We start from the raw sequence: 21,895 nt of genomic DNA on the forward strand, positions 1-21,895 counted from the left end.
ACACCTTCCCATTAAGAATTAAGTACAGATTGGCTTACAGCGAAATCAGCTTCTGTTTTTTCATAAACCTCTTCAATTGTGACACCATCCTGAAGCTCCGTCAGTGTCATGCGGCCATTTACAAAATCAAATACAGCCAAATCCGTAATCAGCCTGTGTACGACTTTCTGGCCTGTCAGCGGAAGGGAGCATGTTTTTTTCACCTTTGATTCGCCATGCTTATTGACGTGCTCCATGATGACAACGATCCGTTTCGCCCCGTTGACGAGATCCATGGCGCCGCCCATCCCTTTTACCATTTTGCCGGGGATCATCCAATTTGCCAAATCCCCCTGCTCCGAAACCTCCATTCCGCCAAGAATAGCCAAATCGATATGCCCGCCTCTTATCATCGCGAATGACTCAGCGCTGTCAAAATAAGAGGCGCCCGTCACTTCAGTGATCGTTTCCTTTCCCGCATTGATCAAATCCGCGTCTTCCATTCCTTCCAGAGGATAGGGGCCGATTCCGAGCAAGCCGTTTTCCGACTGAAGCATGACGTGAACGCCATCGGGTATCTCATTTGCGACAAGCGTCGGCATTCCAATCCCGAGATTCACATTCATGCCGTCCTTGATTTCTTGTACAGCCCGTTTGACCATTCGTTTTCTCGCTTCCTTCACTTGGCCTCACCCTTTCCCGATGCTTGCTGAACTGTTCGTTTTTCTATCCGTTTTTCTTGGCTCGAGCCAAGCACGACATGCTGTACGTAAATTCCCGGCGTATGGATGTGATCTGGATCGAGCTCTCCTGCTTCCACGATTTCTTCCGCCTCGGCAATCGTGATCTTGCCTGCCATGGCGGCAATGGGATTGAAATTTCTCGCCGTTTTCCTAAAAACCAAATTGCCCATGGTGTCCGCTTTCCACGCTTTGACGATCGCCACATTGCCGGTAATGCCTCGCTCCAGCACATAAGTCCGGCCGCCGAATGTTTTATGTTCCTTTCCCTCGGCTATGGAGGTGCCGACGCCTGTCGCCGTATAAAATCCCGGTATGCCTGCACCGCCTGCACGAATTCTCTCAGCGAGCGTTCCTTGGGGAACAAGCTCGACCTCAAGCTCTCCGCTTAAAAACTGCCGCTCAAAAATTTTATTTTCACCGACATAGGAAGCGATCATTTTCTTGATTTGCTTGTTAGCCAGAAGCAAACCAAGCCCCCAGTCATCCACTCCGCAGTTATTGCTGACAACGGTTAAATCCTTTACCCCCTGATCTCTTATAGACAAAATGAGCTGTTCAGGGATGCCGCACAGCCCAAACCCTCCCGCGATCAGCGTATCCCCATCATGAATCAATTTCGCAGCTTCCTTGCTTGATGACAGCACTTTTCCCATATTGATGCCCCTTTCGTTTTCTTCTACACTAGACCAGTCAGGCTGTAAATCGCGATCACAGCAAATACGGCAGCCGTTTTAATGAGCGTGATCGCAAAAATATCGCGATAGGATTGCCGGTGTGTCAAACCCGTCACGGCCAGAAGCGTGATAACGGCGCCATTATGCGGCAGTGTATCCATCCCGCCTGATGCCATTGAAATGACCCGATGCATCACCTCTGGCGGAATATTGTAAGCCTGAATCGCCTGTAAGTATTGTTCTGACATCGCGCTTAACGCAATGCCCATTCCTCCTGAAGCCGAGCCGGTGATTCCCGCCAGCGCAGTTGTCGTAACGGCGCCATTTACAAGCGGATCGGTAAAAGTATGTGAAATTCCGCTGCTCAGCTTATGAAACCCCGGCAGCGCGGCGATAATGCCGCCGAACCCGTACTCGGCACCCGTATTCATAGATGCCAGCAAGGCGCCGCCAATTCCTTCATTCAGCCCTTCCTTCAATTGGGCAAACACACTTCTCCAATCAAATAAAATCGTTGTGATGATGCCAATCACTAAAGCAATCTCCACCGACCAAATAGCAGCCGCTGAAGAAGTATCAAGCCTGCCGAACTCCTTTAATCCTATGGAAGAAAAATCAAATCCATTCGGATACCACTTTGGCAGGTAAATGGTAAAATATTTATTCACTGCACCGACGAGAATAAGCGGGACAAAGGCAAGCGCGTGCCGAATCGGGCTTTTGTCCGGTTCAGCCGCGGACTCAATCGATTCAGGAGCAGGAGCATTCTGCGAATCAAAACCGCCATAGCCTTCGCCAGATGCCTGCGCTTTTTTCCGCCTTGATTCCAAATAGAGCATCCCAGCTGCCAGCACAATCACTGCGCCCATCAAGCCCAGCCAAGGGGCGGCATAAATGTCTGTTTTGAAAAACGACGTCGGAATGACATTTTGGATTTGCGGCGTTCCCGGAAGTGCGTCCATCGTAAACGTAAAAGCCCCTAAAGCAATCGTTCCCGGGATGAGGCGTTTTGGTATGTTTGCTTCTTGGAACATGTTTTTCGCAAAAGGATATACGGCAAATACGACAACAAACAGGCTGACACCGCTGTACGTCAAGACAGCACCCATCAGCACAATGGCAAGTATCGCTCTTTTTGCCCCGACAAGCCGGACAATTGTTTTCGCGATTGATGCCGCAAGCCCGGCCATTTCAACGACCTTTCCAAAAATGGCACCGAGCAAAAACACTGGGAAATACAGTTTAATAAAACCCGCCATCTTCTCCATAAAAATTGATGAGAAAAAAGGAAGCACATGGCTTGGATCTGTCAGCAGCACCGCGAATAACGCGCAAATCGGCGCAAACAATATGACAGAAAATCCCCGATACGCCGTAAACATCAGCAAACCTAACGCCAATAGAATGATGATCAGTTCCACACACACATCCCCCGTTTCCGCGAACTAGAAAGCGTTTACAAAAACCTGTCCGCATCGGCTGTTTCCGTCCCCTTTCCATATATGTACGAGAAGCGTGAGCCAACTATTCCGATTAAAAAAGGAAAGCTCCTTTTTTCGGAGCTTTCCTCTGCCATTCATTTCATTCCTATTAGGATATCAACATCAACCGTAATATCGGCTGTTTTCATCTCTTTCAGCAGGCTGATTCGATCTTTCGGCGCCGACCAGGCAAGCGGCGTCATCTTGAGAAGCCAGTGGATCGCCTGCTGGTCAAGCGTTTTAACATAGCGCAGCCTGACAGGACGGCTGTGTGCAGCATTTGCTGTAAAACGCTCAACAGCTGCCGCATTGGAATACGTGCGCCTTGGTGAATCAGTATATAAAAATTGCCTTAATTCTATTAAATAGTCGCTTCGCGGCACTACTTTTACGAGCATGCCATCATTCTTCAGCAGTCTATGAAACTCTGCATAATTGGACGGCGAAAAAATAGACAGAACAACATCAAATTGGCGATCATGAAAAGGAGCACGCGCCACATCGGCAACCGCCCACATCTGATCTTTGAATGCCTTAGAAGCTTTTAAGATCCCATCTTTCGAAAGATCTATGCCGGTTCCTATCGCTGCTTTCCCTGCATAATCAAACCCGCAAAGCGCATTCAAATGAGAACCCTCACCGCAACCGCTGTCCAGGATGGTGAATGCCTCATGACCAGATGTGGGATGACTGATGAGTTCTGCAATCGCATCATGGAGCGGGTCAAAAAAACCACATTCTCCAATCAGCCTGCTCCTCGCTTCAAAAAGCTCAGCACCGTAACTGGTTTTGACCGGCTTCGTCAGAAAGTTCACGTAGCCGTGCCGAGATAGATCAAATGTATGTCCTCGTTCTGTACAAATCAAGCTTTTCCCTGATGCCGCATCCATAGAAGAAACGCAGAGCGGGCATCGAAACATGCTGAAATCAACTGTTCGCTTCATGATAAAAACACCTCATTCATTCATTTTTAGATAAATGAAAAAGGCATAGACAAATAAACCTAGGCCTATCTCAAAAATTGGCCAGGTCTGGCAGTTTGTCTACACCTGTCATTATCTATAACGAATGAATTGGATAATCATGAAAAAAACTCCCTTTCTGCTCTATGGGTTTCCCCGTTTCCATCATACAACAAATATCCAGGAGCTGGAACCTTATAGTGAAGAAAAATCAGTACTGACATGCTGGTATCCCGCCAACATCATATCAGCATAGCAATCCAGCATGTTTTTCCTTTATTTTCTCATTTTAGAATATAAATTTTATTATTGTGAAAATAGTTAAAAAGGTTGATTTTCAAAAAGTGAAAGGATAAAATACTGCTATCATCTTAGAAAAAGACATTCTTGTATATGATCAGTAATATGGTCTGATTGTTTCTACCTAGTAACCGTAAAAAACTAGACTACAAGAAAGTTTGAATAAATTTGAACGAGTTGAAAAGGACAAGTTCTTTTCTGTTTGCTCTTATTTTTCACACTTTCTGCACTTCCAGAATTTGTGAAGAATAAGAGCTTTTTTTGTTTCCATAATAACCCTCATAGGAGTTGCTATCATGTACTTTTTACTAAACCTTGTCGGTCTCATTGTGATTATGGCAGTTGTATTCCTATGTTCTCCGCAGAAAAAGAAAATCAAGTGGCGCCCGATCATTACGTTAATTGTTCTGGAATTGCTGATTACTTGGTTTATGCTGGGAACAAAAGTCGGAAGCTGGGCTATCGGTAAAATCGGTGATTTCTTCACTTGGCTGATTGCTTGCGCCAGTGACGGTATCGCGTTTGCCTTTCCGTCAGTGATGGCGAATGAAACAGTAGACTTTTTCTTTAGTGCGCTTCTTCCAATTATCTTTATCGTCACATTCTTTGATATTTTAACGTATTTCGGCATTTTGCCTTGGCTGATTGATAAAATCGGATGGGTGATTTCAAAGGCTTCCCGCTTGCCGAAATTAGAAAGCTTTTTCTCTATTCAAATGATGTTTCTTGGAAATACCGAAGCACTTGCGGTTATCCGCCAGCAGCTAACGGTTTTAAGCAACAACCGCCTGCTCACATTCGGCTTAATGAGCATGAGCAGCATCAGCGGCTCCATTATCGGATCTTATCTTTCAATGGTGCCTGCGACATACGTGTTTACAGCCATTCCTTTGAACTGCTTAAACGCGCTGATTATCGCAAACCTGCTGAATCCTGTTCACGTGCCGGAGGATGAAGATATCATCTATACACCGCCTAAAGAAGAGAAGAAAGACTTTTTCTCTACGATTTCTAACAGTATGCTTGTCGGCATGAACATGGTGATCGTTATTTTGGCAATGGTGATCGGATATGTCGCATTAACGTCAGCAGTTAATGGCATTCTTGGCGTTTTCGTACACGGCCTGACCATCCAGACGATTTTTGCTTATCTGTTCAGTCCGTTCGCATTCCTGCTTGGACTGCCAGTGCACGATGCGATGTATGTTGCTCAGCTGATGGGCATGAAATTAGCAACAAACGAGTTTGTTGCGATGCTTGACTTGAAAAACAATCTCAAATCCCTTCCGCCTCACACCGTTGCGGTGGCGACGACATTCCTGACGTCCTTTGCAAACTTCAGTACTGTCGGCATGATTTACGGCACGTACAATTCGATCCTTGACGGAGAAAAGTCAACGGTCATCGGGAGAAACGTGTGGAAACTGCTCGTCAGCGGAATTGCGGTATCTTTATTAAGTGCTGCGATTGTCGGCCTGTTTGTGTGGTAGAAACATTGAGCCATATCCCTTTTCGGATATGGCTCTTTTCATTATTGATAAATAGAGGCTGGCACCTGCACATCCCGGATTCCCGCTGCATAAGGCCCCAAGTCATACTGGCCGAAGACGATGGCGATCCCGTTTGCCGTAAAGTAAAACATTGTGTCTTTGTTTAGGGTTATATCCTCTTTCTTTACATCAGGGAAAAACAGCTCATCGTGTTTTTTGATATAGCTATATAGGTAATCTCTCGTTTTGCTGACTTTTGTTTTGGTGTTCAGAATCTGATCCAGCGTCACCCGCTTTTGTGCTTTCAAGTCATAGTTGAAGGACTGGACAGACGTTAAACCGTGGGCGCCCCCTGAATAGATATAATTGAGTGTTTGAATGCTGAGCTTGTCTGCCGCATTGTATTTGACGCTGAAGGATGTTTGATATTCCGTTTTAAAGCCCTGCTGTTCGCCTGCTTTTTTGTTTTTCAGGTATTCCTGATACGATTGTTCAATGTAGGCTTTCAGCTCTTGATTGATTTTCTTTTCAAACGCGGCATTCCCGATGTGATGCACTTGTGGATACGTTAACTCCTTGATCTTTTTGTACGTATGGGTGCTGACAGTCGGTGTTTTCGCTTGAACTGCTTTTAAAGATGGGGCCGCATATGCAAATACGGAAAAAAGCAAGACTGCAATCCCCGCGGCTTTCAGCATTTTATTCCATTTCATACAATCTCCTCCTTTGATGTCGTTGTTTATCATTCCCTTATTTAAGCAATACACACTTTTATAGACTGATTAAATCGAAAGAAGTTTCTAGGTCTAACAGCATGATTTTCCCAATAAAAAAAGAGACACAGGATGTCTCTTTTTTTACTGTTTGCGCCCAGAAATCGCTTCATGAACGGCTTGTGCCAAATCTGTATTTCCGAACATCTCTAATACCGCAATGACAGTCTGGTCCGGAATGTGCTCTGCTTCGTGTTTTGGCACGACCAGATCGTCCATGGTTTTTTTCAAGCTTTCATTCAGCTTTTGCTGCGGATACGCTTTGGCGTACAGCTCCATCGGATCAAGATCATGGTTCACGCACCATTGGGCAAACACCAAAATCATCATATTTTCATCGCGTTCGTAAGCTTCAGCGAGCTGTTTTTCGTTCATAGTTATATACTCCTGCAATATAGTTAAATAAATATTAAGTTAATACTTCTTCATTAATTCTATCAGTAATATTGAAATACTTGCAAATCGCATCGGATAATAGATTATCTGATGATTGCATTTCTTTGCACTTTTCATTGTATAATAAAGCAACTTTTGTTTTGATTTTTTTATCAGCTAAAAATTCTGCTATTTTTATTTTATTCTGAGCTGCCTCTATATTCATAGGAATTAAAAAAGATGAGGATTCGTCTAAAACTCTCGAAAATCTTGTATTTTCATTAAACCGATACATGCTAAAAAGTTGTTGAATAGTCATATTTGCATCGGAATTAATTATTTCTTTAATGACATTGTAGTAAACTTTCGGATTTAAGCAGTCTTCTATAACAGTCTTCTCATAATATTGTCCTTGTTTCCAAGGCTCTAACAGTCTAACTGATTGAATATTATTACTTGTTAACGTTTGTAATCTTCTTATATCAATTCTTCCATTACCCTCCGGTGCTTTTGTTATTTCCATTCTTTTTGAATCCGTATCAATTAAACATAGTATTTTTCCATTCATAGCATTAGCTGTAGTTTTATCTGCTAATGGATAACTTAGGAGACCATATAATTTTATAACATTTGCACAACCCCCTACCGGTAATACCTTGAAGTTTCCATTATCCCTAAGGATCTCTTCAAGATATAATTTATCTGTACTCCCTTCACAAATAATCCAGTTAGTATTATTAGCAGATTTTGAATAACTTATTATACTAGTTGCCAAATCAAACATGCTTTTAAGTCCAATATCATTAGGAAATCTTCTTTGTTCGTCTAAATAATCAAAAAAACTAAAATTAGAAATACATACATCGCCTTCAATTTCTTTATGTAGATGAAATAGGTGACCGCTATTCGTTATAGGTAAAGACCCGTACCAATGAGTAGTAATAAGCACTTGTCTATTATAAACCTTTGATAACTGTTCAAGTCTTTCAAACTGTGGAAAACAGTTAATTACATTCATAGAAACTTCAGGTTCATCAATAGCTAATATAATTTCCCTATCCATTTCTTTTACATTTGATAAGAATGCATATGATATATCAATTAACGCCTTTCTTTGTTCACCAGAACTTAGTTTATTTACTTCACGATTTTTATACCTTAAAGGTCTTTTAGAAAAATAGGCTTCTAAAACTTTTTCTCTTATATCTGTTACAGTTAAGTTTCTTTTACTATTCGCTTCAGGACTATAATTATATTGTTTATCAATCAGTTGTATGGATTCATTTATATTTTCCATAAACGTATTTAAATAATCATTTATAAACGACAAAAAACTTTTATTTCTCCCTTCTATTTCATACTTAGTAGTTAATACATTATCAATTTCATTTAGGACGTCTTTATTCATTAAAGTTTGCATTTGCCTATCCTCTATCTTTAGAATTTCATCAGCACTTTGTTCAACAGGAATGTAGACATATGCATAATAATCTCTAAGTAATTTTCTTAACCTGTCAATTTTCTTTTCATACTCTTTGTCACCTAATAAATTTTTAAAATGACTATCGAAGGGAGCCAAAGTCGGTTTTCCATTAAATTTTGTACCTGAAGGTAATATTAGATATTCTTCTTGGTCGGTATCCTTAGTTAAAGTGGACAGAAATGTATAAAATGTGTTAATATACTCTCTTCTTGCAGCTCCTTTAAGCGAATCTTGTATGCCATTCCAAAATTGAGAACTTATATTATTTAAATCATTTAAAAGTTTCCTATTAACATCAATATCTGACTTACTGTAACGATGACTGTTAAATAAAAACGTTAGAAATCTTTTCTTCTCAATAAAAAAGATCGGGGTGATATATCGATCTTCGCGAGTAGAACCTCTTGTAGCATTCCACTCACGCCCATTGAAAAAAACATCTAATGCTTCTAAAATACCACTTTTCCCAACTCCGTTTGCTCCAATATAGACAGCGTATTTTTGATCATTATTATTTGCAATAGGAGCAAAAATTGATTTTGCATAAGATTTATACCCATTAATAAAAGTTCCAATTATCATCCTTTTTGCCCACCTCAACAATCTATTTATATAATAACTATGGAATTAAAAAGAAAACATTCAAAACTTTACATATTTAGACTATCATATTCATTATAAATATTCTACTTAATATGATTTTAGAAAAAACAAAAAGAGTACCTTATAAAAGATACTCTTTTTAATAAATTATATCTGTCTATCCCAATGGCGATGAGCAGCAATCGCATCGATAAATGCCTTGCTGAAAGCGGTGTAGTCAGGTTTTTCTTCAGCCGCTACGATGCCTGGTCCCTCTGTTGTCCCGACAGAGGATTGAAGAAGGTCAATTCCTTCATTTGCCGCACCGATTGCCTTGTAGTGATTGTAAGCTTCTCTGATAAACGCCATCGCTTGTTTGTTGTCTTTTAACTCCAGTCCTCCTGCGGCATAGACGGCATCATACAGAACAGAATCAACCGTCAGGAACGTGCCGTTGGCCTCAAGCTGCTGTCCGCTGCCGCTTGTCATATACCCCAGATTTTGACTGATGATATCTACTGTGATTCCTTCTTGCTTTAAGGCTTCCAGCACTGTTTGCAGCTCTTTTTCATGAAATCCGTTTCCGGCGAGTACAGCGACTTTTCTTGTTGACGCGGTTTTCACTGTACGGGCTTGGCTTAACGCAGGCGAAGTAAGAATTTCTTTAGATGCTTTACGCTTCGCGGGCGCCGCCACGCCTACTCCTTTGGCGATTTCTTCTGCTAAATCAGCATCGACATTGCTGAAGACATCAACGACCTGCCGCTGTACGTCTTTGCTTTTGACCTTCCCGACCTCGAAGCAGAAAGCAGAAATGATGTGCTGTTTCTCCACAGGAGACATGCTGTTCCAGAAAAGCTTCGCCTGTGAGTAATAATCGTTGAAGCTGTCGCTTCGCTGGCGGATTTTTTTGCCCTCGACTTTTTCCTGATAGTGGACGTAGCCGCCTTCTTCAGCTGTCGCAGGCGACGGATCATTGTTTTGCAGAGAGTTTTTATGATAAGCGACAGGTCCCTTATTGATCGTCATCCGGTGATAGCCGTCATATTGATTGTTATGGAATGGACATACCGGCCGGTTAATCGGAAGCTCATGGAAGTTCGGACCGCCAAGACGAATCAGCTGTGTATCCGTATAAGAGAAAAGTCGCCCCTGCAATAGCGGGTCATTTGTAAAATCGATGCCCGGCACGACATTTCCCGGGTGGAATGCGACTTGTTCTGTTTCCGCAAACACATTATCCTGGTTGCGGTTCAGCGTCATTTTCCCAATGATCTTCACCGGCACAAGCTCTTCCGGCCACAGCTTAGTCGGATCAAGAATATCAAAATCAAACTTGAATTCATCTTCCTCATCAATCATCTGCACGCCGAGCTCGTATTCAACCTTGCCGCCGTTTTCAATTGTTTCCCACAGGTCACGGCGATGGAAATCCGGATCTTTCCCGGCAATTTTCTGCGCTTCATCCCATACGAGAGAATGCACGCCGAGCACCGGCTTCCAGTGAAATTTCACGAAACGTGCCTTTCCTTGTTCATTGACAAAACGGAACGTGTGAACGCCGAAGCCTTCCATCATTCTGTAGCTGCGCGGGATGCCTCTGTCTGACATCGTCCACATCACCATGTGAGCCGACTCAGGGTTATTGGCGACAAAATCCCAAAACGTATCGTGAGCAGTCGCGGCCTGAGGCATTTCATTGTGTGGCTCAGGCTTAAACGCATGAACCAAATCCGGAAATTTGATCGCATCCTGAATGAAAAACACCGGAATGTTATTTCCCACAAGGTCATAGTTTCCTTCTTCAGTATAAAATTTAGTCGCAAAGCCTCTGGCATCCCGCACCGTGTCTGCGGAGCCTTTAGAACCCGCAACCGTAGAGAAACGGACAAATACCGGTGTCTTCACCGAAGGGTCCTGAAGAAATTTGGCCCGTGTATATTCCGTCATTGGTTCGTAAACCTGAAAAAAGCCATGCACGCCAAATCCGCGCGCATGCACAACGCGCTCCGGAATCCTCTCATGGTCAAAGTGCGTCATTTTCTCCCGGAAATGAAAATCCTCCATCAGCGTCGGGCCGCGAACCCCGGCTTTTAACGAGTGCTCATCCTCTGACACTCGCAAGCCTTGGTTTGTCGTCATTTTCTTCCCGCTGTTATCGGTCCTGTACTGCTCAAGCTGCTCGTCCTTTGAGTGTTCATTTACACGTTTGTTTTGGTCATCACTCATGTCTGCTCCCCCTTTTTAAAACGAAACATTCTACAGCACATTTACCCGTGGCGTTCTTCATATAAACTGCTAATCCGCTCATTAGGATTTTTGGTCTACATATAAATATGCGGTCATACACATTTGAAATAAGCCTTCTTCACAGAAAGAAAGGATGGAAGCGCTTACTAAAAAAGCTGTTGAATAGGGGAGGTCATATCATGCTTGCCATACTCGGTTTTGTGATGATGATTGTCTTTATGTACCTTATTATGTCTAACCGGCTTTCCGCTCTTATTGCTTTGATTGTCGTTCCTATTGTGTTTGCCCTGATCAGCGGATTTGGCAAAGATCTCGGCGAGATGATGATTCAGGGCGTTACAGACCTCGCCCCTACCGGTATCATGCTGTTATTCGCCATCCTGTATTTCGGCATTATGATTGACTCAGGTCTGTTTGATCCTCTCATTGCCAAAATCTTATCGTTTGTCAAAGGAGATCCGTTAAAAATCGCCGTAGGCACAGCGGTTCTGACCATGACCATTTCGCTGGACGGAGATGGGACAACAACCTATATGATTACCATTGCAGCAATGCTGCCTCTTTACAAACGGCTCGGCATGAACCGTTTGGTGTTAGCGGGAATAGCGATGCTCGGTTCGGGGGTTATGAATATTATCCCGTGGGGCGGGCCGACTGCGAGGGTTTTGGCCTCCTTAAAATTGGACACGTCAGAGGTCTTTACGCCGCTGATTCCCGCTATGATCGCCGGCATTCTCTGGGTGATCGCCGTTGCTTATATCCTCGGAAAGAAAGAGCGGAAGCGGCTCGGCGTCATTTCGATTGATCACGCACCGTCTTCCGATCCGGAGGCCGCACCGCTCAAGCGTCCCGCTCTTCAATGGTTTAACCTGCTGCTGACTGTCGCTCTGATGGCCGCACTGATCACCAGCCTGCTTCCGCTTCCTGTTCTTTTTATGACTGCGTTCGCCGTCGCCTTGATGGTCAACTATCCAAATGTCAAAGAGCAGCAGAAACGAATCTCGGCGCATGCGGGTAATGCGTTAAACGTTGTCTCAATGGTGTTTGCTGCGGGCATATTCACAGGCATTCTCTCCGGCACAAAAATGGTGGATGCCATGGCGCATTCTCTCGTTTCACTCATCCCTGATGCCATGGGCCCGCACCTGCCGTTGATCACTGCGATCGTCAGCATGCCCTTCACCTTTTTCATGTCGAATGACGCCTTTTACTTCGGTGTCCTTCCCATCATCGCCGAAGCCGCTTCCGCTTACGGAATAGACGCCGCTGAAATCGGGAGGGCCTCCTTGCTGGGGCAGCCTGTGCATCTGCTCAGCCCACTTGTGCCTTCCACCTATCTATTGGTAGGAATGGCAGGCGTCAGCTTTGGCGACCATCAAAAATTCACTATTAAATGGGCCGTGGGAACAACGATTGTGATGACCATTGCGGCGCTTTTGATTGGGATTATTTCTTTCTAAATGTATGAGCTTGATCGTAGCATTGAGTACAGAGGGGAGAAGATCAAATAGGATATTATGAGTGAATAGAAGATTCATGCCAACAACTCCTCATTACAATCATAAGAGCCTGCTATATTGCAGCAGGCTCTTTCACATTTGGCATTATTTTTTTGTATAGCGCACCCAGTCATAATGAGCGTATAGCGGATTTACACCATTGTAGGAGCCAAGCCATTCATCGACACCCGTGCCATTCCACAAGTTCATCATGATCTTTCCAGGTGTTGTCGGAATTTGGTTTGTTGCAGTATGTTTTAATTGCCCGTCGACATACCATTTAATAGAGTTTGGCTGCCAATCGAATGCATACGTATGATAGGCATTGGCTGCATCAAACCCGAGATCAACAATCTTCTCATGGTTTCCTGCACCATTTGTATAATAGTTAAATTGAACCTTCGTTGTGTCTTTTCCTAAAAATTCGATATCAATCTCATCCCAAGGAGTTCCATCTGTTGGACCTGTGTAAGTGAAGAACGATGAAACGATCCCTGTGTTTTTAGCTGGTTTCATTCTGACTTCATAAAGTCCATAGCCATATGTTTGAACAGAACGGTTTTCCCCGCAGTCAAACTTGTTATAAGCTGGGCTTGTTAGCGCTAAACGCATTTCACCCAATGACGTCATTGATACGTTATTAGCCCGCCACGTGCAGTTGAACATATTTCCATTCGAATAACCATCTGCTTTTTGCCAAAAACCGGAGTTATAGCCGTTAAAAGGGTCAAAAAACGATCCACCTGTTTGAGCCGAGGCAGTAGAAGTGACTGCAAACAAACTCATAAACAATCCAGTGACAAGAAGCAGCAACACTCGTTTCAGATAAGGCATATTGGCATTCCCCTTTCATTGAAAGCGTTTTCTATGTTGATCTTACATGATTCTTTTAAAAGGGAACATCGGTCAAAATAATGATAATACCGAATCTTACTTACTTGAATCCTGTAACTATCTTCATCTTCCCCCTGAAAAAAATAAAAACCTAAATTACCATCAGCACAGACAGAGATGATCCGCACTCATTGTAATTTAGGTTTTGCCTGCTTTATCAGTAACAATCCTAACATTATCATATGGAAATGTAAGAAAAAAACGAACACACGAAAATAAAAATGTCAGCGCTCTCATTATGCTTGTTTAACTACCCTTTCTATGTGAATGGTTAAATACAGCAGCTCGTCACTTGTGAGCTTGTGCTCATACTCCCGCTCAATGTAGGTTTGGATTTTCTTCGTGCATTCATACGCGCGATGATACTTTTCTTTCACTGTATCCAGCAAAAAATCGTCCTGGCTTTCCATGTGAGTGCCGTTAAAAAGGCGCTGCGCGAAAAATTTTAAGTGGGTGACGAACCGATAATAGTGAAGCGATTCTTCGTTGAATTCAATCTTAAAATGGTATTTTACAATACTCAAAATCTCTTGCATGACTTTTGTAATGTTGATGATATTGGGCATCTCTTCATTCAGCTCGGCATTTACAATATGCAGAGCAATAAAGCCTGCTTCATCCTCTGGCAGAGAAACACCTGTCTTGTTTTTTACCATAACCAACGCTTCTTTGCCGATCACAAATTCGTCTTTGTACAGCCGTTTTGTTTCCCACAGCAAGGCGTTTTTGATATCAAGCCCTTTCTGGTTGCGCTGGATGGCAAAGTTAATATGGTCGGTCAGCGACACATAGATGCTGTCGTTGAGCTTTTTGCCAAGCTGTAATTTTGCGTAGCTGATAATCTCTTCGGATACTTCCATACACTCGATCGGTATATCATACAAAAGGGTTTTGAACTTTTCTGATACATCCTTGTTATCGAGCGTGAACACTTTCTCAATGCGGGCTTCATCGACATCATCGCCGGACTTTTTCTGAAACGCGAGCCCCCTGCCCATGACGACCAATTCTTTCCCCTGTTCATTGACCACACTGATCACATTATTGTTGATCACCTTCGCAATTTTCATGACATGTCCCTCCAATCAACTAAGAACAGACTATATCTTGATTGTACATTCTTTTTGTACTAGGTCAATATCATCAGGGAAAGACGGAAGCTGATCAGTACAATTCACTCCGTACCTGCTGTCCGGGCTGTTTTTGAAGCAGCGCCTCCAGATGGCGTTCAAATGATGCCTTGTCAGCTTTCTGCTTTCTGACAATGCTGTTCATGCTTTTGACGCTTTCGGCGCTGTATTGTGTATATTGTTTTTTCAGCTGATCCAGCTGCTGTCTTGTCTTCTTCGCGTTTTTCGGTGTGACTTGGCCGATGAGTTTGATCATATTGTCTGCGGTCTCAAAAAAAGCGGCTCTATTTTCTGTCAGCTGCTGAATTTCGATGCGGCTCATGTCTTGATTACGCGTTTTTTGAAGCAAGGCGACCGCCTCGCTGTTTTGTTTTTTGAGCGATTTGTTCTCAAGCTTAATCGATTCGAGATTCTCCTTCGCAATGTCTGCTTCTTCTTCAGTCATGCTGCTTCGCACGAAGTATTCTGGATTGCCGATTCCATAATCAAATGCTTCGCTCACTTGTATCATGGAACTGAACACAATGGCCAGCTGCCTGTCGCTTGCGAGGGCTTGGAAATCCTGCTTTTTCTTACTGCTCATCGGTTTGGCTGCGGTTTGTTTTACTGTCTTTTGATCACAGTCTGCGAACATCTGAGCCTCACCTTCACTTTCGCATGCGCTCATCACAAGAACTGTGACCAGCAGGCTTATACACAAGCCTATTCGCCTCATGCTCTGTCTCCTCTCTGCTGAATCCCTTCTGGAAAATACCATGAAATATAGTTAAATGGTACCAGATGCACCTAACCCCAGCAATAAATCAAAAGTATGATTTGAAGCGAAAAAACATAAATATTTTGTAAAAATTGACGTGCATTCCATTCTTTTCAGGCCTATTTCTCGTACAATAGAAGTATCGTTACCGGAGAGGGGCTCTGATGATGAAACGTTTTACGAAACAAGAAAACAGCTGGGTGTTATATGACTGGGCAAATTCTGCTTACTCAATTGTCGTGACCACCGCGGTATTTCCGTTATTTTATAAATCAGCAGCTGCGGAAAGCGGTGTCAGCGCCGCTCAATCGACTGCCTATCTGGGCTATACCATTGCGATTTCAACGTTTATTCTTGCGATGCTCGGCCCTATTTTAGGCACAATCGCCGACTATGAAGGGTGCAAGAAAAAGTTCTTCGGTTTCTTTGTGTCAGCCGGTGTCGCCAGCACCGCGATGCTCGCCTTTATCCCTAGTGAACATTGGCTGCTATTGTTGCTGTTTTATACGATATCGGCTATCGGTTTTTCCGGCGCCAATGTGTTTTATGATGCCTTTCTCGTTGACGTCACGCCTGAGAAGCGGATGAATCTCGTCTCAGCACGGGGTTTTGGCTTAGGATACATTGGAAGCACGATTCCATTTATCATCAGTATTGCTGTCATCCTGCTCGCACAAGCAGAGACTATTCCAGTGTCTGTATCGGCCGCAAGCCAGCTGTCCTTCTTCATAACGGCTGCCTGGTGGGGGCTGTTCACCATCCCAATGATTAAACATGTCCATCAACGCTATTACATCAAAAAAGAACCTCATATTGTCATCAACAGCTTTAAGCGGCTCGGCCAAACGATGAAACGGATCAGACAATACCGGGCACTTTTCCTCTTCTTGCTCGCTTATTTCTTTTATATCGACGGAGTCGGCACGATTATTACGATGTCGACATCCTATGGATCAGATTTAGGGATCGGCTCCTCAAGCCTTCTGATCATCCTATTTGTCACCCAGGTGGTCGCCGCGCCGTTTTCGATTATATACGGAAAACTGGCAGAACGCTTCACGGGGAAGACAATGCTGTACGTCGGGATCGTCATTTATATGATCGTCTGCGTGTATGCCTATTTTATGGAGACAACGCTTGATTTCTGGATACTGGCTATGCTTGTCGCCACCTCGCAAGGCGGTATTCAAGCCCTAAGCCGTTCCTATTTCGCCAAGCTTGTGCCAAAGCGCCACGCCAATGAATTCTTCGGTTTTTACAACATTTTCGGAAAATTCGCCTCAATTATGGGGCCGCTGCTCATTGCCGTGACAGCCCAGCTGACCGGGAAATCCTCGACTGCGGTGTTCAGTCTGATCATTTTGTTTGTAATTGGTATTGTGATTCTGGCCTTTGTTCCGGAGGAGACCAGCGCCGGTGTCAGCCAGCAGCAAAATGACCTGCCCCTATAACTGGGAGCAGGTCATTCATCATTTATTCGCTTTATTCACCTTCAGCTTTTTCCCTTTGACGGTTGTGTTCTTCATCACTTTGAGAACATGAGGGCCTTTACCATTTAAAATCTCAACGTATGAGGCGTTATCCATGATCGTGATGATGCCGATGTCGTCAGCTGACACACCGTCAATTTTGGCAATCGTTCCTACAAAATCAACGGCTCTGATTTTCTTTTTCTTTCCGCCGTTAAAATACAGCTTCATAATGTCTTTATTCAGCTCTTCGCTTTTGTCCTTTTTGCTTTCCGGACGGTCATTCATTTTAGCTAGAAATTCTGGTTTCTTCCTTGCCACTTCCTCTTGAGAAGGGGCTTCTATTTTTTGAATCTCAAATCCGATATATTCTTCAATGTCGGCTAAAAACCGTTTTTCGAAGGCCGTGACAAACGAAATGGCCTTTCCTTTGTTCCCTGCGCGTCCCGTTCGGCCCGTGCGGTGGACATAGCTTTCCTTTTCAAGCGGCAGATCATAGTTGATGACAAGGGAGATATTTTCAATATCAATCCCGCGCGCGGCGACATCCGTCGCCACTAAGTAACGGTACTCGCCACGTTTAAATTCATTCATGACGTCGAATCGGTCTTCCTGAATCATTCCGCCGTGAATTTTATCGCATGGATATCCTAAGTCATCCAATTCATCGGTCAGCTGATTGACGTGCTCTTTCGTTCGGCAGAAAATGATGCAGCTGTCGGGATTCTCCGTCATCAGCATATCTTTCAGCAATGAAAATTTATGCTCTTCTCTTACTTGAATCACCGCATGTTCAATATTTCTTGTGGTAAGCCCGGCCGCTTTGACTTCGATATGCTCGGGGTTTTGCATATATTGACGGCTCAGCTTCTCGATATCCTGCGGAAGCGTCGCCGAAAACAGCATCGTCGTGCGCTCAGTCGGAAGATGCTTGATAATCGCCTCCACCTGCTCAATGAAGCCCATATTCAGCATCTCATCCGCTTCATCAATGACCAAATAAGAGAGACGATCCAACGGCAGCGTGCCTTTTTCGATATGATCCAGAACACGTCCCGGCGTACCGACAACAATGTGACTTTTTTGCTTAAGCTCAGCTTTTTGTTTATCAAAGGAGGATTTTCCAAATACGGCTGTCGCTTTGATCCGTTTAAATCGTCCGATGTTCGTGATATCTTCCTTTACTTGCACCGCAAGCTCACGGGTTGGAGTTAAAATAAGCGCCTGCGGCTTGTTTTCATCCCAATCCGCCAGCTCACAGAGAGGAATCCCGAACGAAGCCGTTTTCCCGCTTCCCGTCTGTGATTTGACGACAAGATCCTTTCGTTCAAGGGCAGCGGGGATCACGCTCTGCTGCACCTTGGTCGGTTCTGTATATCCTAGTCCTTCCAGTGCTCGTAAAATGTCATGACTGATTTGATAGTTTTTAAAATGACTCATGTATAAACTCCTGTCTCTTGCAGATGTTCTCATTATACTCTAATTGACGAAGGCATATGTGTTTTGTCGAAAATATGATGTGTTAAAAGCCATCGATTCCCTGGCGTTTTAGCTCCTGAACAGCCAATCGTGCCAGTGCGTCGGCCCCCGCGCGATTCGGATGCAGCGTATCTCCATCCATATAAAGCCCGAGTGTTCTTTCCGGACCGATCGATGTAAAGTATGCCGAGCTGAGGACATTTAAGTCAATGAGATGTGTTTTTTCCTCTTCGGCCAAAGCTAAAATAGAGGCCCTGTACCATCTGTTTACAGACGAATGGATGCCCTCAGAAGTAAAATCGGTCGCCCGGCCCTGGGGCGTTGATAGGATGACGTCCGCTCCTTTCGCTTTCACCTGACGAATCATATCACGCATCATCTCTTTAAATTCCGCTTCAGATTCATTATGCTTCGGATTTGTGTCATTAATGCCGAGCTGCAACATAAAATAATCCCCCGGCTTGATGTACTTCAAGATCGCCTCAAGCTGTCCATCATTTCTGAACCCTCTCGCGATCTGCCCGCCAGACGCCATGTTTCTCACTTGAAAGGTGTGTTTATCGATATAGTGAGGCAGCATCTGCCCCCAGCCCGCCTGCTTGCTGCTGTTGAGCGGATAATAATTGCACACCGTCGAGTCGCCGCCGACATAAATGGTTCGGTTCGTCACCGGCTGATCAGACAATTTCTTTATTTTCAAGGCGCTAAGCGTAAAAGCGGTGCCAGCTTTCCCCTCTGTCACCAGCAGATTCAGCTGCCCGTCGGTGACAGGAATTTGGAACGTATCCTCCGCGCCATCCCCTGTCATATTAATGACCTGAAACACGCCCTCCGCCGCCACACTGGCCCTTGCCGTATTGCCAAGCGTCACCTTCACCTCATAAAGGCCATTCGGGAGATCCACATTAAACGTGTTATTGCTTTTCGTCCCATACGCTAAAAACTGAACCGCATCCCTTTTCACACCAGTCCCGGATGCCGCCACATCCCTCATATTCTCCGGTGTTTGAAAACCGTAGCCCTTTGAGCGGTCATACCGATCAGACGCCCTGACGCCAATATAACCAGGCTCCACCGAACCGCTTCCAAAGTCAAACTGATACACCTTCGGCTCCGCCGCCTTCACATTCTCAATCCCGCCAAAACCCAGCATCAACATCATCACAAAAACCGCTGCCATCCATTTTTTCATCAAGAAACCCCCTCTATGAAAACGCATACATTAATGCATACTCGGTGATTGTTTCTTTATGATGACTGAATGCAGAAAAAAATGGCGTTGACAAACAAAAAGGAAGATTTTATTATATCAATAGATGATATATCATTTGTTGATATAGAAAATGAGGTGAACACTTGCCAAAGCAACGTCCGCAGGAAATGGATCAGCTTACCGATCCAGCCTATTATATTGTCTTAACCTTGCTGGAGCCAAAACACGGATATTCGATCATGCAGGAGATTGAGGACATGACCGATGACTCCTTTACGATCGGCCCGGCTACCTTATATACATTGTTAAAGAAATTACTGCAAGAAGGGATCATTGAGCTTGTCAACAATGACAACCCGCGCCGCAAAGTGTACCAAACCACCTTGCACGGCCAAGAACTACTCAAAAAAGAAATTCAGCGCAGAAAAGTGATGGCTGAACACGGTCAACGTGCTTTTCAACAATTGAAAGGGGATTAGTCATGAAACAGAAAAAATTTATGATGTCTGAAGGATTGGCCTTTTCAGAAGAAAAGGATATGAAGAGACTAAGTGATATGGCCAGCAAAGGCTGGGTACTCGATTCTTTTGCGTTTATGGGGTATAAGCTTAGAAAAGCTGAGCCGCGGAAATTGATCTACAGTATTGATTATCATGATGTTGAGGAAGAAAGCTTGGCGGAATACACCGTGATGTTTGAAGCGGCCGGATGGGAACATGTTTGCTCTTCACAAGGTATGCATATCTTTTCGGCTGAGCCCGGAACTTCGCCGATATACAGTGATCAATCCACCATGAGAGAGAAATATAAAAGAAGCGAAAAAGACGTTCGAAACGTAACCTGCACCTTGAGCTTCCTGACTCTCTTGTCAATTGCACTCCATTATGTAACAGGATTATCAAATTGGGTGCCTTTGGCTTTCCTGGTTGTGACTTTTCCGTTTCTCGTGACATATGCGGCAACAAAAGCAAGAACGCTTGGAAAGTGGGGAAAATCAGTGTGACTTCTTGTCACACTTAATCACATCCCACCCTCCGCAATAGAAACTCATCTGATCTTCTTGATCATACACATAATAACGGAGTCTTTCCCATTGATCGTCAAGTCGGTTCAATCTCCAACTCAACCGCATCGATGGATTCAAGGTCATCCAGCTTTGATAAACTAATGTCTTCAAACCGCAAATGAATGTCACAGGTTTGAGCTGATCGTTTTCATTCAAACACAGGAATTTGATATAACGATCATCTTCTTTCATATAGAAAGAAAACTCGTTTAATGTAAATGGACCTGTATCCTCATCAGAAAGATGCTTTTTCAATTTCTCGTATTGTGTGATATTCAAATGAATTCCCCGTATTTTTATGTTTCATCTAGATTTCTCACTTTCACTGCTTACTAAATTTGATGAGTCTACTTGTTAAGCATCCCCTTTTATAAGCTTTGATTATTTAACAGAAAAAGCTTATTATTATGATCAATTCCTGCAACCTTATCTTTATAGGAAGCTACTTGTGTAAAACATAGACTTTCTCCATTGTTTTCATTTGAAATTTCTTGTTCTACATAATTTTGCATGTCATTCGTCTTGAATGCTTTTTCAATATTGTAAGAGTCATCATCACGACTGAAAAGATAAATAGATGATCCATTTTTGATGCATGAACTACACTCTATTCCAACCTCAACTCTTTCTAATGTTTCTCCAAGTAAATTCAATTTTTGTAAATAATCTTCACCCATCGATCTGTAATACAAATAGATGGCATCCTCACTTACAAAAGTAGAATAATATTGGTCAATCACATAAGAACTAACACCGTGGGAATACAATTCATATTTTCCATTTTTAAAAACGAATTTATTAATCCCTCTCGTGCTTATTTCCTGATCAACGCATGAAAATATACCCGTTTCATCATAGCCGACCCATAAATTCTTATTTTGATCTATCATCATTGAATTAATGTACCGCCCCGCATAAAAAGATTGATGGAATCCTTCAATCGGATTCCACAAATATATATTGGGTTCAACGTCTCTAACACTATCCTCGTACTCTTTATCAATCAAAAACAAGAATGAATCATCAACTTTTTGTACATTTATGACTTGTTCGTTTGTTTGTATGCTAAAGCTATTTAAGAATCGTCCATCAGTGTTACAGTAGAGAACAATATGATTTATATATTTAGCACCATAATCGATTTCCTTTTTAGTCAATACAATTATTTCCGATTCAGTCATCGATAGTAATACTGTATCTTCCTCATTTACTTCGACATTCAAATCTCTAAATTTTAGTTCATGCATAGATGACATCCTTTCTATTTTTAAAAGGAAGAAAGAATCATCCCTCTTC

18 protein-coding genes, 2 pseudogenes and 1 riboswitch are annotated in these 21,895 nt (G+C 43.3%); of the genes and pseudogenes, 5 read left to right on the forward strand and 15 right to left on the reverse strand.

Going from position 1 to position 21,895, the window contains the following annotated elements; translation table 11 throughout:
- Window positions 1-11 precede the first annotated feature (11 nt).
- The 4 genes from AC07VD_RS04205 to AC07VD_RS04220 all read right to left on the reverse strand — a co-directional run bounded on the left by AC07VD_RS04205 (window position 12) and on the right by AC07VD_RS04220 (window position 3,821).
- The gene (locus AC07VD_RS04205; RefSeq protein ID WP_017697224.1) at window positions 12-662 is read right to left on the reverse strand and encodes a CoA transferase subunit B; all 651 of its coding nucleotides are present in this window, start codon (window positions 660-662) and stop codon (window positions 12-14) included.
- A complete protein-coding gene (locus AC07VD_RS04210) occupies window positions 659-1,375 on the reverse strand; it encodes a CoA transferase subunit A (protein ID WP_124059444.1) in 717 nt (238 codons plus the stop codon). Before AC07VD_RS04210 ends, AC07VD_RS04205 begins: the two co-directional genes overlap by 4 nt.
- A 23-nt stretch (window positions 1,376-1,398) precedes the next feature.
- Window positions 1,399-2,817: a GntP family permease gene (locus tag AC07VD_RS04215; RefSeq protein ID WP_129092809.1), complete on the reverse strand. Its 1,419-nt coding sequence runs from the start codon at window positions 2,815-2,817 to the stop codon at window positions 1,399-1,401.
- Window positions 2,818-2,972: 155 nt separating this feature from the next.
- Window positions 2,973-3,821 (reverse strand): methyltransferase domain-containing protein, encoded by an 849-nt coding sequence (locus tag AC07VD_RS04220; RefSeq protein WP_100505986.1) that lies wholly within the window; start codon window positions 3,819-3,821, stop codon window positions 2,973-2,975.
- Between the two features lie 385 nt (window positions 3,822-4,206).
- A riboswitch (purine riboswitch) is annotated at window positions 4,207-4,308 on the forward strand.
- A gap of 127 nt (window positions 4,309-4,435) precedes the next feature.
- Here AC07VD_RS04220 and AC07VD_RS04225 point away from each other — a divergent pair.
- A complete protein-coding gene (locus tag AC07VD_RS04225; protein ID WP_003227216.1) occupies window positions 4,436-5,629 on the forward strand; it encodes a NupC/NupG family nucleoside CNT transporter in 1,194 nt (397 codons plus the stop codon).
- A 41-nt stretch (window positions 5,630-5,670) separates the two neighbouring features.
- On the opposite strand, the gene AC07VD_RS04230 is transcribed toward AC07VD_RS04225, so the two are convergent.
- The 4 genes from AC07VD_RS04230 to AC07VD_RS04245 all read right to left on the reverse strand — a co-directional run bounded on the left by AC07VD_RS04230 (window position 5,671) and on the right by AC07VD_RS04245 (window position 11,071).
- Window positions 5,671-6,342 carry a DUF3298 and DUF4163 domain-containing protein gene (locus AC07VD_RS04230; RefSeq protein WP_494721527.1) on the reverse strand — a complete coding sequence of 224 codons (672 nt, stop codon included), beginning with the start codon at window positions 6,340-6,342 and terminating at the stop codon, window positions 5,671-5,673.
- Between the two features lie 144 nt (window positions 6,343-6,486).
- Complete coding sequence (yxiS, locus tag AC07VD_RS04235; protein ID WP_014478421.1) at window positions 6,487-6,777, reverse strand: protein YxiS; 291 nt, start codon at window positions 6,775-6,777, stop codon at window positions 6,487-6,489.
- Between the two features lie 34 nt (window positions 6,778-6,811).
- Entirely contained in the window at window positions 6,812-8,842 is a 2,031-nt protein-coding gene (locus AC07VD_RS04240; protein WP_217017303.1) for an AAA family ATPase, read from the reverse strand.
- A 168-nt stretch (window positions 8,843-9,010) separates the two neighbouring features.
- Window positions 9,011-11,071 (reverse strand): catalase, encoded by a 2,061-nt coding sequence (locus AC07VD_RS04245; RefSeq protein ID WP_217017304.1) that lies wholly within the window; start codon window positions 11,069-11,071, stop codon window positions 9,011-9,013.
- Between the two features lie 200 nt (window positions 11,072-11,271).
- Between AC07VD_RS04245 and citH the strand changes: the two genes are divergently transcribed.
- Window positions 11,272-12,552 (forward strand): citrate transporter CitH, encoded by a 1,281-nt coding sequence (gene citH, locus AC07VD_RS04250; RefSeq protein WP_003227205.1) that lies wholly within the window; start codon window positions 11,272-11,274, stop codon window positions 12,550-12,552.
- A gap of 144 nt (window positions 12,553-12,696) precedes the next feature.
- Here citH and bglS read toward each other — a convergent pair whose 3' ends face one another.
- From bglS to AC07VD_RS04265, 3 genes are all read right to left on the reverse strand, one after another.
- Window positions 12,697-13,425, reverse strand: a complete 729-nt coding sequence (gene bglS / locus AC07VD_RS04255) for a beta-glucanase (RefSeq protein ID WP_024571825.1) — start codon at window positions 13,423-13,425, stop codon at window positions 12,697-12,699.
- 296 nt (window positions 13,426-13,721) lie between these two features.
- Window positions 13,722-14,555, reverse strand: a complete 834-nt coding sequence (licT, locus tag AC07VD_RS04260; protein ID WP_160832049.1) for a BglG family transcription antiterminator LicT — start codon at window positions 14,553-14,555, stop codon at window positions 13,722-13,724.
- A gap of 94 nt (window positions 14,556-14,649) precedes the next feature.
- Window positions 14,650-15,330: a hypothetical protein gene (locus AC07VD_RS04265; RefSeq protein WP_160832048.1), complete on the reverse strand. Its 681-nt coding sequence runs from the start codon at window positions 15,328-15,330 to the stop codon at window positions 14,650-14,652.
- A 206-nt stretch (window positions 15,331-15,536) separates the two neighbouring features.
- Between AC07VD_RS04265 and AC07VD_RS04270 the strand changes: the two genes are divergently transcribed.
- Window positions 15,537-16,823: an MFS transporter gene (locus AC07VD_RS04270; RefSeq protein WP_129092810.1), complete on the forward strand. Its 1,287-nt coding sequence runs from the start codon at window positions 15,537-15,539 to the stop codon at window positions 16,821-16,823.
- 18 nt (window positions 16,824-16,841) lie between these two features.
- Here AC07VD_RS04270 and dbpA read toward each other — a convergent pair whose 3' ends face one another.
- Both dbpA and AC07VD_RS04280 read right to left on the reverse strand, forming a co-directional pair.
- A complete protein-coding gene (dbpA, locus tag AC07VD_RS04275) occupies window positions 16,842-18,281 on the reverse strand; it encodes an ATP-dependent RNA helicase DbpA (protein WP_129092811.1) in 1,440 nt (479 codons plus the stop codon).
- Between the two features lie 82 nt (window positions 18,282-18,363).
- On the reverse strand, window positions 18,364-19,512 hold the full coding sequence (locus AC07VD_RS04280; protein ID WP_129092812.1) for a rhamnogalacturonan acetylesterase: 1,149 nt from the start codon (window positions 19,510-19,512) through the stop codon (window positions 18,364-18,366).
- 164 nt (window positions 19,513-19,676) lie between these two features.
- Here AC07VD_RS04280 and AC07VD_RS04285 point away from each other — a divergent pair, with 164 nt between their 5' ends.
- Window positions 19,677-20,012, forward strand: coding sequence for a PadR family transcriptional regulator (locus AC07VD_RS04285; RefSeq protein WP_024571830.1), 336 nt, complete (start codon window positions 19,677-19,679; stop codon window positions 20,010-20,012).
- 2 nt (window positions 20,013-20,014) lie between these two features.
- Window positions 20,015-20,536 (forward strand): DUF2812 domain-containing protein, encoded by a 522-nt coding sequence (locus AC07VD_RS04290; RefSeq protein ID WP_024571831.1) that lies wholly within the window; start codon window positions 20,015-20,017, stop codon window positions 20,534-20,536.
- Between the two features lie 211 nt (window positions 20,537-20,747).
- On the opposite strand, the pseudogene AC07VD_RS04295 reads toward AC07VD_RS04290, so the two are convergent.
- Both AC07VD_RS04295 and wapI read right to left on the reverse strand, forming a co-directional pair.
- Window positions 20,748-20,878: pseudogene (locus AC07VD_RS04295) on the reverse strand (hypothetical protein).
- 89 nt (window positions 20,879-20,967) lie between these two features.
- Window positions 20,968-21,887, reverse strand: a pseudogene (gene wapI, locus AC07VD_RS04300) (immunity protein WapI).
- Window positions 21,888-21,895 lie beyond the last annotated feature (8 nt).

The organism is Bacillus sp. GW821-FHT01G09 (assembly GCF_059422205.1).

Bases quoted from the DNA above. Each gene is read 5' to 3' on its own strand.
- AC07VD_RS04210 (WP_124059444.1), bottom strand. From the start codon at position 1,375: ATGGGAAAAGTGCTGTCATCAAGCAAGGAAGCTGCGAAATTGATTCAT.
- AC07VD_RS04220 (WP_100505986.1), bottom strand. From the start codon at position 3,821: ATGAAGCGAACAGTTGATTTCAGCATGTTTCGATGCCCGCTCTGCGTT.
- AC07VD_RS04225 (WP_003227216.1), top strand. From the start codon at position 4,436: ATGTACTTTTTACTAAACCTTGTCGGTCTCATTGTGATTATGGCAGTT.
- AC07VD_RS04230 (WP_494721527.1), bottom strand. From the start codon at position 6,342: ATGAAATGGAATAAAATGCTGAAAGCCGCGGGGATTGCAGTCTTGCTT.
- yxiS (WP_014478421.1), bottom strand. From the start codon at position 6,777: ATGAACGAAAAACAGCTCGCTGAAGCTTACGAACGCGATGAAAATATG.
- AC07VD_RS04240 (WP_217017303.1), bottom strand. From the start codon at position 8,842: ATGATAATTGGAACTTTTATTAATGGGTATAAATCTTATGCAAAATCA.
- AC07VD_RS04245 (WP_217017304.1), bottom strand. From the start codon at position 11,071: ATGAGTGATGACCAAAACAAACGTGTAAATGAACACTCAAAGGACGAG.
- citH (WP_003227205.1), top strand. From the start codon at position 11,272: ATGCTTGCCATACTCGGTTTTGTGATGATGATTGTCTTTATGTACCTT.
- bglS (WP_024571825.1), bottom strand. From the start codon at position 13,425: ATGCCTTATCTGAAACGAGTGTTGCTGCTTCTTGTCACTGGATTGTTT.
- licT (WP_160832049.1), bottom strand. From the start codon at position 14,555: ATGAAAATTGCGAAGGTGATCAACAATAATGTGATCAGTGTGGTCAAT.
- AC07VD_RS04265 (WP_160832048.1), bottom strand. From the start codon at position 15,330: ATGAGGCGAATAGGCTTGTGTATAAGCCTGCTGGTCACAGTTCTTGTG.
- AC07VD_RS04270 (WP_129092810.1), top strand. From the start codon at position 15,537: ATGATGAAACGTTTTACGAAACAAGAAAACAGCTGGGTGTTATATGAC.
- dbpA (WP_129092811.1), bottom strand. From the start codon at position 18,281: ATGAGTCATTTTAAAAACTATCAAATCAGTCATGACATTTTACGAGCA.
- AC07VD_RS04280 (WP_129092812.1), bottom strand. From the start codon at position 19,512: ATGAAAAAATGGATGGCAGCGGTTTTTGTGATGATGTTGATGCTGGGT.
- AC07VD_RS04290 (WP_024571831.1), top strand. From the start codon at position 20,015: ATGAAACAGAAAAAATTTATGATGTCTGAAGGATTGGCCTTTTCAGAA.